Source organism: Microcystis sp. M53602_WE12 (assembly GCF_030065455.1).
In the GTDB taxonomy this organism is placed as follows: Bacteria; Cyanobacteriota; Cyanobacteriia; order Cyanobacteriales; family Microcystaceae; genus Microcystis; species Microcystis aeruginosa.
The window spans coordinates 1-11,881 of the sequence record NZ_JASJFB010000728.1 but is presented as its reverse complement, the minus strand read 5'-3'; the positions used below and the strand labels follow the sequence as shown (position 1 = coordinate 11,881).

At 42.7% G+C, this 11,881-nt stretch carries 10 protein-coding genes and 1 tRNA gene; 3 read left to right on the top strand and 8 right to left on the bottom strand.

From position 1 onward, the window contains the following. Positions 1-152: 152 nt before the first annotated feature. The 4 genes from PX482_RS22575 to hisF form a co-directional block, all read right to left on the bottom strand. Positions 153-1,250, bottom strand: a complete 1,098-nt coding sequence (locus tag PX482_RS22575; RefSeq protein ID WP_288123040.1) for an AI-2E family transporter — start codon at positions 1,248-1,250, stop codon at positions 153-155. Between the two features lie 308 nt (positions 1,251-1,558). Then, positions 1,559-1,631: transfer RNA gene (locus PX482_RS22570), tRNA-Ala, on the bottom strand. Positions 1,632-1,750: 119 nt separating this feature from the next. Then, positions 1,751-1,951, bottom strand: a complete 201-nt coding sequence (locus PX482_RS22565; protein ID WP_002796074.1) for a hypothetical protein — start codon at positions 1,949-1,951, stop codon at positions 1,751-1,753. Positions 1,952-2,265: 314 nt separating this feature from the next. Next, positions 2,266-3,030 carry an imidazole glycerol phosphate synthase subunit HisF gene (gene hisF, locus PX482_RS22560; RefSeq protein ID WP_002759674.1) on the bottom strand — a complete coding sequence of 255 codons (765 nt, stop codon included), beginning with the start codon at positions 3,028-3,030 and terminating at the stop codon, positions 2,266-2,268. A 23-nt stretch (positions 3,031-3,053) separates the two neighbouring features. On the opposite strand from hisF, the gene ruvB reads away from it, so the two are divergent. After that, positions 3,054-4,130 carry a Holliday junction branch migration DNA helicase RuvB gene (ruvB, locus tag PX482_RS22555; protein ID WP_002759675.1) on the top strand — a complete coding sequence of 359 codons (1,077 nt, stop codon included), beginning with the start codon at positions 3,054-3,056 and terminating at the stop codon, positions 4,128-4,130. A 465-nt stretch (positions 4,131-4,595) separates the two neighbouring features. Continuing rightward, positions 4,596-5,372, top strand: a complete 777-nt coding sequence (locus tag PX482_RS22550; protein WP_002759676.1) for an RNA polymerase sigma factor SigF — start codon at positions 4,596-4,598, stop codon at positions 5,370-5,372. Here the strand turns inward: PX482_RS22550 and PX482_RS22545 are convergent. The 3 genes from PX482_RS22545 to PX482_RS22535 all read right to left on the bottom strand — a co-directional run bounded on the left by PX482_RS22545 (position 5,341) and on the right by PX482_RS22535 (position 8,155). Then, positions 5,341-6,546 carry an aminotransferase class V-fold PLP-dependent enzyme gene (locus tag PX482_RS22545; protein WP_288123039.1) on the bottom strand — a complete coding sequence of 402 codons (1,206 nt, stop codon included), beginning with the start codon at positions 6,544-6,546 and terminating at the stop codon, positions 5,341-5,343. The two genes, PX482_RS22550 and PX482_RS22545, sit on opposite strands and share 32 nt — an antisense overlap. A gap of 234 nt (positions 6,547-6,780) precedes the next feature. Beyond that, positions 6,781-6,906, bottom strand: a complete 126-nt coding sequence (locus PX482_RS22540) for a hypothetical protein (protein ID WP_002759678.1) — start codon at positions 6,904-6,906, stop codon at positions 6,781-6,783. Between the two features lie 115 nt (positions 6,907-7,021). Next, positions 7,022-8,155 carry an RNA polymerase sigma factor, RpoD/SigA family gene (locus PX482_RS22535; RefSeq protein WP_002759679.1) on the bottom strand — a complete coding sequence of 378 codons (1,134 nt, stop codon included), beginning with the start codon at positions 8,153-8,155 and terminating at the stop codon, positions 7,022-7,024. Positions 8,156-8,987: 832 nt separating this feature from the next. On the opposite strand from PX482_RS22535, the gene priA reads away from it, so the two are divergent. Then, positions 8,988-11,477 carry a primosomal protein N' gene (gene priA / locus PX482_RS22530; protein WP_002759680.1) on the top strand — a complete coding sequence of 830 codons (2,490 nt, stop codon included), beginning with the start codon at positions 8,988-8,990 and terminating at the stop codon, positions 11,475-11,477. A 29-nt stretch (positions 11,478-11,506) separates the two neighbouring features. Here priA and PX482_RS22525 read toward each other — a convergent pair. Then, positions 11,507-11,881, bottom strand: a 375-nt coding sequence (locus tag PX482_RS22525; protein ID WP_288123038.1) for a DUF4351 domain-containing protein, incomplete at its 5' end; no start/stop codon positions are given.

Genomic DNA, 11,881 nt, shown 5'->3' with positions numbered 1-11,881 from the left:
ATCAGGACAGGCAAAAGGCAAAAGGCAAAAGGCAAAAGGCAAAAGGCAGCTTTGTTCTCCCCACACCCCACACCCCCCCCTGCCCCCCCGATGTCGGGGGGGGTGGGGGGGTCACACCCCACACCCCACTTCCCTTTAAACAGGATTTATGATTATTTGCCCTCCTCTGAGGAATTTTTCACCGTTTCTTCTAGGAAAACTACTGGTTCTTTTTCCCGCTGCTGCGAGCGGATGATATCGATGGTACTTTTCAGCACACTAGCGATAGGAACTGCTATCAATAAACCGAGAATTCCTGCCACTTTGCCACCGATAAAAAGAGATAGAATAATCCAGACGGGATTAAGTCCGATCATACCTCCCATTAACCGAGGGGCGATGACATTATCATTAATTTGACCGACAATAATAGTCAGGGTCAAAACTTTTAACCCTAACCAAAAATCTTGAAACATCAGTAGGGTACTAATGCCAATAATGGTAAAGGCACTGGCAAAAGGAATTAATGTAGTTAGACCGATCGCCACCCCGAATAATAGGGCATAATCAACCTTGAGAATCACAAAAACAAAAATTTGAGCAAGGCTGAGAATTCCTGCCAAAATGGTTTGACCAGCAAAATATGTTTCAAAAGTTTGACGAATAATCGTTCTTAATTTGAGATTCCAGGGAGCAGGAATCCAGCTTAAAATTCCCTCCCAAATTTGTTCGCCATAGAGAACAAGAAAGACGGTGAGAACCAGAACAAATAGAATGTTTAGGATACTGTTGATAGTTCCCAGCACAAAGCTTAGTAATTGAGTGCTAAGAGTTTGTAAAACATTGGTTAGTCGCTCCGATAACTGGGTGATTGATTGCTCGATATAAATCGCATATTTCTGAGTTTTATCCCACTTTTCTAAATTTTGTATCTGTTCGGTTCCCGACTCGATCCACTGGGGCAAACTATTGATTAAACTGCTTAATTGTTCGACAATCTGGGGAATTAAAATTAAACCTAAAACAATCAAAATTAATAGGGCAATTAAAAAGACAATAGCGATCGAACCACTGCGATTAACCCCGCGTCTTTGCAGCAGTTTGATGGGAACATCTAAGACAAAAGCTAGTAAACTAGCAGTGACAAAAATACTGACTAAGGGTTCTAGATAGCTAAATAATTGGAATAATAACCAACCATTGAGAAATAAGAGCGGAAAAACTAGACTTAGCCGCAACCAACGAGGTAGTTGCTTAAAAAGCTCTATCATTAGACCTCTTGTAAAAATCAAAAATTGTTGTTAGGGTTAGGAGTCAGGAGTCAGGAGTCAGTAGTCAGGAGAATTAAGAATGAATAATAATCAATTAAACGGTCTATTTACAGATTTTATGTAATTTAATCCTTGTTTTTGCCTTTTTTGAACCCTCAAAAATTAATTATGCAAGAGGTTCATTAATTTTGTCCTGAGAGAGTATCGAGGTAAAAAGAGACTTTTCTAACCAGAAATCCTCTTTCAATCTAGCATCTCCTCGTTACTTTTCTGGTCCAAGCAACCCTGAAACTCTTATCCTAACTGTATGGAGCTAAGCGGATTCGAACCGCTGACCCCCTCAATGCCATTGAGGTGCTCTACCAACTGAGCTATAACCCCGCGAAGACCATTTTTGAATATAGCTTAAATAGAATTATTTTGTCAAGGGGTGACGAGAAAAAAATTTGTCACTGCCAAGGCGATCGCTGATAAGACAATGGTGAAACAATCGCCCCCATTTAGACAGGAGCCGGAATTTGGGTTAAATAGGTTAAACAGTGACCCATGAGGAAATAAACTACTAACATAGCTGCTGCCGCTGCTGCCACCAAGGTTCCCGCCAGCATCAAGGAAAACTCTTGCTTGTCGAACGCTTGCTGCATCAGATGCAATGACCAAGCCACAAGACCGAGGTCAAAGATGAGAATCGGAACTAACATATTTTAAATTTTGTTAACTTTCATCTATTCTAATACATAATTTTCCCCAGGGATAATCGGACTGAAGTTAAAAACAGGGATTTTTGCCGGTTTCTCGATCGGGGCATTCATCCGACATTTTAGGTAATAAACTGCCCGGGAATTTAAATTGCTTGTTGAGATTAGGCAAGAGGCAACAGTAAGGGGTTAAAATGTGTCTTAGCTTAGGTCTAAACCTTGCTCTTCTTGGGTTGCAGCCTGAAGAAATCCTTTTCCAGGAAAAGCGACTCAATCACCAGATTAAGTTCTGTAAATCTTGCTCTCATTTTCCCTAGCTAACGCACGGGGACTTGGTGATTTTGCAGATAATTTTTGACCTCAGCGATGGTTAATTGACCATAATGGAGCAAAGAAGCCAATAAAGCTGCTTCTGCCCGCCCTTCCGTCAATGCTTCGTAGATATGCTGACAATTACCCGCTCCTCCCGAAGCAATCACAGGAATCTCCACCCTTTCAGCGATCGCTTTTGTCAAGGCCAGATCGTAACCCGCTTGCGTGCCGTCAGCATCCATACTGGTAACTAACAACTCACCCGCCCCGCGTTTTTCCACTTCTTGCGCCCATAATAAAGCATCAATACCCGTATTTTCGCGTCCACCCCGAACATAAACCTCCCAACCGGGGTTATGCCCATCCTTACGTCGTCTAGCATCGATCGCCACCACAATACACTGTTTCCCAAAGCGATCGCTGGCTCGATCGAGCAATTTCGGCTCGCGCACGGCAGCCGAGTTAATGCTGACTTTATCGGCCCCGGCTCTTAACAAATTTTTAATATTTTCTAAGGATTGGATACCGCCACCCACTGTCAGAGGAATAAAAACCTGTTCCGCCGTACGATAGACTACATCAATAATCGTGTCGCGATCTTCATGGGTAGCAGTAATATCAAGAAAAACCAACTCATCGGCCCCTGCCTGATTATACAAGCGGGCTAACTCCACGGGGTCGCCAGCATCCTGAAGATTGACAAAATTAACCCCTTTAACTACCCGACCTTTATTGACATCCAAACAAGGCAAAATCCGCTTCGCTAACATATCCTAGACTCTTGATTGTAACAATGGCCATCAAACGATCGCACAATTCCCCCCCGGCTGCCGAGGAAAATCTGCTCACTCCCAATCCCACTATAGAAGAAACGGAAAAAGCAGCAGCGCAGATTCGTCCGCAATCCCTAGAGGATTATATCGGTCAACAGGACTTAAAGGCTAATCTAAAAGTCACCATCGCCGCGGCCAAAGCTAGACAAGAAGCGATCGATCATTTACTCTTCTACGGACCGCCGGGGTTAGGAAAAACCACCATGGCTTTAATTTTAGCGGCCGAGATGGGAGTAAATTGCCGCATTACCGCCGCCCCCGCTTTAGAGCGTCCCCGGGATATTACCGGCATCCTGATCAATCTTCAACCCCGGGATATTCTTTTTATCGACGAAATTCATCGACTGAATCGGGTGACGGAGGAGTTATTATACCCAGCGATGGAGGATTATCGGCTGGATGTGACGATTGGTAAGGGTCAAGCAGCGAAAATTCGCAGTATTTCTTTACCTCCCTTTACTTTAATCGGTGCTACTACCAAAGTTGGCTCTTTAACTTCCCCTTTACGCGATCGTTTTGGCATGATTCAACGTCTGCGTTTCTATACAGTTGAGGAATTGACGGCAATTATTCTCAGAAGTGCTACTATTTTTAATATTCCCATTACTGAAGCGGGTGCGATCGAAATTGCCCGTCGCAGTCGGGGAACTCCACGCATTGCCAATCGTTTATTAAAACGAGTACGCGACTATGTGCAGGTGAAGGGAGAAACTATGATTAGCCCCCAGTTAGCCGCTGAGGGATTAAATCAATTAAATGTAGATTCTATGGGTTTAGATTGGACCGATCGATTAGTATTAAAGACGATGATCCAACAGTTTCAAGGTAAACCCGTGGGATTGGAAGCGGTAGCGGCAGCCACGGGAGAAGATGCCAAGACGATCGAGGAGGTACACGAGCCTTATTTATTACAAATAGGTTATCTTAATCGTACTCCCCGGGGTCGCGTAGTGACGTCAGCCGCCTACGAACATTTAGGATTACTGGCGAAATTGCCGAAAAATAAGGATCGGAGTTTACCTTTGTTTGAGTTGTAGTTTTCTAGATAGGGCTGGCTGAATAAATCTGAAAACCTTGTTGGATTAAGACTCTTAGACTTTTTTCCCCTCAAAAAGTGCCAGCTATTGCGGGGATCGGGAGGAAAATTCAGGGACTTTTTCCCTGAAAATTAGGTAGTTGACCACCTGAAAATCGATAAAACCCCACACCCTACACCCCACACCCTACACCCCACACCCTACACCCCACACCCTGTCTCTAGAAACAACCTGTTCAGCCAACCCTAATTACCTGGGTTTCAGCTTATCTGTGTCTTTAAATACTTGGTCGACCGCGTCAAATCACACAAGTCTTTATATAAAGGTCGTATCATCATGATCGTAGTAAGTTACATTGTTGACATTGCTTACCGCTTCTCATCTAGACTGTATTGGGATTGGTCAAAGCTAATTGCACAATAGTGATCTTTTATAGTCAATATTTTTTAAGTCTGTTAGCGCCCTATGTCTGTCCTAAATAAAGAAAATCTTAAACTGGAAACTCTTACCCTGTTTCAAAAATACCAAAAAACGGGAGATAATAAGTTACGGGATCAAATTATGGAGTTAAACCTAGGATTAGTCAGAAGGGAAGCTCATCATTGGGTTAATCAATGCCATGAAAATTACGAAGATTTAGTGCAGGTTGGCTCTATGGGACTAATTCGGGCGATCGAGCGTTTTGATAGCAGCAAAGGTCATGCTTTTAGCTCCTTCGCTATTCCCTATATTCGCGGCGAAATTCAACACCATCTGCGCGATAAAAGTTATACAGTTCGTATTCCTCGTCGTTGGTTAGATTTAGGCAGACAAGCGACAAATGTGCGTCGGGATTTCCAGACTATCCACAATCGTCAACCCAATGATACGGAAATCTCCCGCGCTTTAAATATTTCGAGCGAAGAATGGCAAGAGGTAAAACTGGCTTTCCAAAACCGTGAACCCCTCAGTCTCGATGTGACGGTTAATAACGATGAAGATAATAATACTTGTTTAAAAGACCTCGTTCCCGATCCCCGTTATCGCAGCTTTCAACTTTGTCAAGAGGATCGCATTCGTTTACAACAGGCACTGGCTCAATTAGAAGAAAAAACCCGTCATATTCTCGAATTTGTCTTCCTTAAGGATCTTACTCAACGGGAAACCGCCGAACAATTAGGCATTAGTGTCGTTACCGTCTCCCGTCGGGTGAAAAAGGGTTTAGAAATGCTCAAGGAAACCATGATCCAAGAAGCATTTTAGACCAATTATCGGTTTGATACGGCCGCAATAGCAAGTAATTTAAAACCCCAGCTAAATATTCATACTGCTCGATCGAATTATAGTAGTGAGCAGAAATCCTCACAATTAATGATGCTTCTCCCCAAGGAATTATCGGCACTTCAATCTGATATTTTTCCCACAGTTGTCTAGATAAATCTTCTGCTGCCCAAGCATAACTAGGAATCAGAATTGAAGACATTGATCCGATCATTGATTCTGGACAGGGATAATTGACCTCTAAGGCATGACAAAGCAAATTTCTGGCTTTTAAAACCAAATTACGATTCCTCGCCATCAGACCCAGTAAACCATCAATAGAGAGAGAATTTAAAAACTCGATCGCTTTTGGCACTGATAAATAAGCGGTGGGATCATCGGTTCCCATCCAAGCAAATTCTAACTGAAAACGGGAGCGATCTTGTGGAGGGGAATTCGCTCCATGGCTAATAGTTAAAGGTCGAATTATTGGCTGTTTATCCCCGCGCACATAGAGAAAAGCAGCCCCCTTGGGACTACATAACCACTTATGACAATTAGCAGTATAATAGGTGGGATTAATTTCTCTGATATTAAGGGGTAAAAAACCTAAAGCATGAGCGCCATCGATAAGAGTATCAATGGCCCGATTATTTAATTCTTGCACAATTTCTGCGATTGGCCAAATTAAGGCCGTGGGACTGGTGACATGATCTAAAACTACTAATTTTGTCCGGGGAGAAACAGATGCTAAAATTGCTTGACTAATTTCTAAAGGAGACTGCACAGGAAAGGGAATTTTGGCGATAATTACCTTTAATCCCCATCTTTTAGCTATATGTTTAACTGCATTAGCACAAGCATTATAGGTCTGATCGGTGATCAGAATTTCCTCATTTTCCTGAAAAGTTAAGGAATTTAATACCGCATTCACTGCTGTGGTTGCATTGGGAACAAAGACTAAATCATCGCTATTTACTCCCACTAAATCCGCTAATTTTTGCCTAGCAATATCTAATAAACCCTCTAATTCTCTACCCAAAAATGCTAAAGGTTGTCTTTCCATTCGTTCCCGCAATTGTTGCTGATAATCCAAGACTATTCTAGGGGTTGCACCATAGGAACCATGGTTGAGAAAATAGATATTATCGGGAATTAACCAAAAGTTTTTGGACATATTGAATTAATTTGATTTTATTCAGAACTAGAAAAAATAGATGAGAAATTGCCTGTTATATTCAGCTTCTGACTAGCTAGTATATTTATTTATGATAAGCGGGTGGGTGGAATTAAATACAAGATGAACGTAGGTTGGGTTGAAGCATGAAACCCAACACCCGCTCATGTTACGCTACCGCTAACCCATCCTACCAATAATTGTGCCTCCCTACTTATAACGACCCATTTTATATTAATCTCCCATGGTTTGAAAACGATGGATAATTTCAGTGACAAAAGTTTCTCCATCTATGAGAGGATGATTTTCTGGAGATTGATATTTTCCCGTTTTCACTTTCCGTTGGAGATGTCGGTTCATAGGTATTATGACTATCTACTGAGAAAATCAGCTTTATCTTAATTTTAAGCTAAATATCGACAAAAAAAGCTCTCCTGGAAAAAGGAGAGAGGAGAGAACGAGTTAGAAAAAATTATTAATGTAACCATCCTTTCAGACGACGCGCGACTTGAGGACGACGTAATTTTCGCATCGCTTTAGTTTGAATTTGACGTACTCGTTCCCGAGATAAATTGAACATTCCCCCCACTTCCTCTAGGGTATAGGGTTGACTGGTAGCTAAACCATAACGGAGGGAGATAACATCTTTTTCCCGTTCCGTAAGAACATCACTTAAAACTGCGAAAATTTCTTGACGCATCATCATCTCATTCATTTTATCTTCGGGAAGTTGTAGATCATCATCTTCCAACAGATCCACTAATTCCGTATCTTCTCCCTTCCCTACACGATGATTTAAAGAGAGAGATTGACGACGCAATTGTAATAATTGCCGCAATTGTTCGGGAGTCGTTTCCAACGCTTCCGCGAGTTCCCGTTCATTGGGATTGCGCTGTAAATCTTGCTTGAGAATGCGCTGCGCTTTTTTGAGTTTATTGAGTTTTTCGACAATGTGAATCGGTAAACGAATTGTCCGCGCATCGTTAGCAATGGTGCGGGTGATTGCTTGTCGAATCCACCAATAAGCATAGGTAGAGAATTTATAACCTTTATTGGGATCGAATTTTTCGGCCGCACGGTTGAGTCCGATCGCACCTTCTTGAATTAAATCTAAGAAAGGAACTCCGCGATTTAAATAGCGTTTAGCGATAGAAACCACCAAGCGCAAATTAGAACGAATCATTTTCCGTTTAGCTGTTCGTCCGCGATAAAGACGGTTTTCCAGTTGACGTTCATTATCTAATTCTAAAGCGATCGCCCATTCCGTTTTCGTCGGGGGACGATGTAAATTTTCTTGTAGTTTTTGGCGCACTTCTTCCGCTTCCATCAGAAACTTAACCGAGTAGGCTAATTCAATTTCTTCTTCCGCATTAAGCAGGGGATAACGGGCCATTTCTTTAAAAAATGCCCCAACAGTATCTTCATTGCTGCCTTTATCGTATCCAGTTCCACTACTCCCACGAGTGTTTTTTAGGGTTTCCGGTAAAGATTCAGTCATATCCTCGTCAGTTCTTTCAGCAAAATCCACGCTGTCTAGTTCTAAAGGATTTGTCTCCAGGGCAATGATTTGATTAAAATTATCATCAGAGGCTAGTTTAGAGATTTTCATAAGCAGTTATGGATGGAGTGGGATTATAATAGCAGGGAGAAACTCAATTTCTCCCAATGGGCTGATTGTTACATTGAATTTTCGGGGAGCAGATTTTTTAAACGTTTTCTTAATTAATGGCGGCCATTTCTGGGATATAATTGCGCGATTCTGTGTCGATGGTTACAAATCGCCGAACCAGACAATAAGATTTTCTGGTGAATAGGGGAGACTTTCAGGGTTTCCACTTATACACTCTAACTAAGGTTTTTGGTATTTGACTAGGTAAAGATCACGCTTCTTAACAATCAAGATAGCAGTCAGCTTTTTATGACTATTCTTCGCTTTTTCTATTGAGAACTATTCTCAAGTTTTGACTAACTAGGGTTTGCGGCAAAAAGTTTTTCCTGGGGGTAGGGTGTGGGGTGTGGGGTGTGGGGTGTGGGGTGTGGGGTTTTACCCATTTTCAGGTGGTCAATTACCTAAGTTTCAGGGAAAAAGTGCCTAATTCTCCCCCCCGATCCCTCCCATATCTGGCACTTTTTGATTTCAAAAAAGCCTAAAGATATTATCCAACAAGGTTTTTAGATTTATTAATCAAACCCTAACTAGGGTGCGATTTAATAGCTAATAGTCAATAATTATCATTTGGGAAGATTTCACGGGCTAAAAATCAAAATTTGCGGGCAAAAAAGCAATATTTAAACTGTTTTTAGAGAAAATTAACTGGTTTTATTCCCCTCAAGCTTTAAACTATAATTTAAATACCCCATTCTCCCCACTTCCCACTTCCCACTTCCCACTTCCCACTCCCCACTTCCCACTCCCCACTTCCCACTGATAACTGATAACCATGCTCGATCGCTGTGCTACTCTAACTGTAGCGGAACCTCGCACACCTTACCAATTAACCACAACTGGGCAACTGTGGTTAGAGGTTTTGGTTGATCGCCCTTATCCTAGAGATAGTCAAGAGGATCAGCAAATATTAACCTATAGTATCCCCCAGGATTTAACAGTAGAAATCGGCGATATTTTAAGCGTTCCCTTTGGTTCTCAGGTAATTGGGGGAATTGCTCTTAGATTTCTCGAAAATTTGCCCGCAGGACTAGAAGAAAATCAAATTCGTCCCGTGGAAGATGTGATTGCTAAGGGCTTTTTCCCCGATAATTATTGGCAGTTATTGACGAAAATCGCCCAATACTACGCGACGGATTTAATCACCGTTGTTCGCGTCGCTTTACCTACGGGTTTACTGCGAAGTTCCCAACGTCGCATCAGATTAAAACCAGAAGCGATTCCCCCCGGTGCGGAAGTTTTTTGTACTCCCCTCTCCCGTCAGATTTTATCCCTGCTAAAAAATCAAAAAGAAGGCGATTATTCGGCGAAATACCTGCAAGAAAAAGTAAAAAATGCCAATTACGGTATCCGAGACTTAGTTAAGCGCGGTTGGGTGGAAAGCTATCTAGAAGCACCCAAAAGTACCAATATTAAACAAAAAAAAGCCATTACCCTGCTAATAACCGACTTTCCTGCTGATTTAACTGAAAATCAGCGCAAAATTGTCGAAATTCTCCGTCATCAGGGAGGAGAAATGTGGCTGCCAGAATTGGCACAACTCGCGGGGACAAAACATTTTAAACCGCTCATTGACAAGGGTTATGTGGTGATTGAGGATCGGGAATTTCTGCGCTTATCCTCGGCGATTATGAGCAGGGATCAACCAAAAACACTCACTTCTAGTCAAAAACAGGCTTTAGAAGCCATTCAAACCCTAAAAGGTGGTGAAAGCGCTCTCTTACATGGAGTGACGGGATCGGGTAAAACAGAAGTCTATCTACAGGCGATCGCGCCTGTCCTAGCAGCGGGTAAATCTGCCTTGGTTTTAGTCCCCGAAATTGGATTAACACCGCAATTAACCGATCGCTTTGTGGCCCGTTTTGGCGATCGAGTCTATGTTTATCATAGCGCCCTCTCGGAAGGAGAAAGATACGATACCTGGCGACAGATGTTGACAGGAACCCCGCAAGTTATTATCGGGACGAGATCGGCGATTTTTGCCCCTTTACCCCATCTAGGCATGATTATCCTCGATGAAGAACACGATAGCAGCTTTAAACAAAGTCAATTACTTCCCACCTATCACGCGCGTACCGTGGCTAAATGGCGCTCTCAATTAAACCATTGTCCCGTAATTTTAGGCTCGGCCACGCCATCCCTAGAAACATGGCTAGAATCCCAAGCTAATCCCAGTCTTTACCTATCTTTGCCCGAACGCATCCAAAATCGCCCCTTACCGAGGGTGGAAATCGTCGATATGCGACGGGAATTGCAACGAGGCAATCGTTCTCTTTTTAGTCAATCCCTGCGTTCATCTCTGGAAACCCTGCGCGACAAGGGAGAACAGGCAATTTTATTCGTCAGTCGCCGGGGTCATAGTACTTTTGTATCTTGCCGAAGTTGCGGTTATGTGCTGGAGTGTCCCCACTGTGATGTCTCCCTCTCCTACCACCACACCGAACCGGGAGCGCAAGAATTACTCCGCTGTCACTACTGCAACTATGGTCGCATTCATCCGAAACAATGTCCTGAATGCGGTTCTCCCTATCTAAAATTTTTTGGTACAGGTACTCAGCGCGTCACCCAAGAATTAACCAAAGAATTTCCCGATTTGCGTTGCTTGCGTTTTGATAGTGATACCACCCGCAACAAAAATGCTCCCCGGGAACTATTAAAACTATTTACTGATGGTGAATTCGATGTCCTAGTTGGAACCCAAATGCTCACCAAAGGATTAGATATCGAGCGAGTTACTTTAGTGGGAATTATGGCTGCCGATGGTTTACTTTATCACTCCGATTATCGCGCCTCCGAACGCGCTTTTCAAACCCTCACCCAAGTAGCGGGGAGAGCAGGAAGGGGAGAAAGAGAAGGAAAGGTAATTATCCAAACCTATACCCCTGAACATCCCGTGATTAGAGCAGTGCAAACCCACGATTATGAGGGTTTTGTCGAGACGGAATTAATGCACAGAGAGAGTTTAAATTATCCTCCCTACGGCAGCTTAGTCTTAATTCGCTTTAGTGGTTTAGATGGGGAAGCAGTCCAGAAAAGTGCCGAAAATGTTGCGGAGGAATGTGTTAATAATTTGGGTTCCGATTGGGATATTTTGGGACCTGCACCCGCAACAATTATGCGCGTGGCTAACCGTTATCGCTGGCAAATTCTGTTAAAATTATCGGGAGACAAGGCTGATATCGGTGGTCTTTTGCGTCCTTTGAAAAGCTTAGTTTTACCCAAGGTAAGTATGGCGATCGATGTGGACCCCTTAACTATAGAATAATCAAGGATGAATGAGATGATCGCCATTGCTCACGGATGCAACCAGTTATCTAAATCCGTCAAAGTGTCAAAGTCTAATAAAGCGAGTCCTAAGTCTTCTAACCGCTCCACAGGAAGGTTACGGATGGTTTCCTCAAGATTTTGCGGTATTTCACCGAAACGTCGTTGAAGAAGTCTAATAACAAGATTGGCTTCTTGAATTCTACCCTGTTCAAGACCCTGCTGTACACCTTGCTGTAGTCCTCTTTTCAGTCCCTCTTGAATCGCTTGTTCCCTATCCTGTTGGTAAAGTGGAGCTAAACGCATAATAAACTCCCTATCCTCCTGTGTTTTTTTCGATAACGCTTCTAAATTTCTACTCAGATTATACAATAAGTTTAAAGAAGCCGATTTTAGGGGATTATT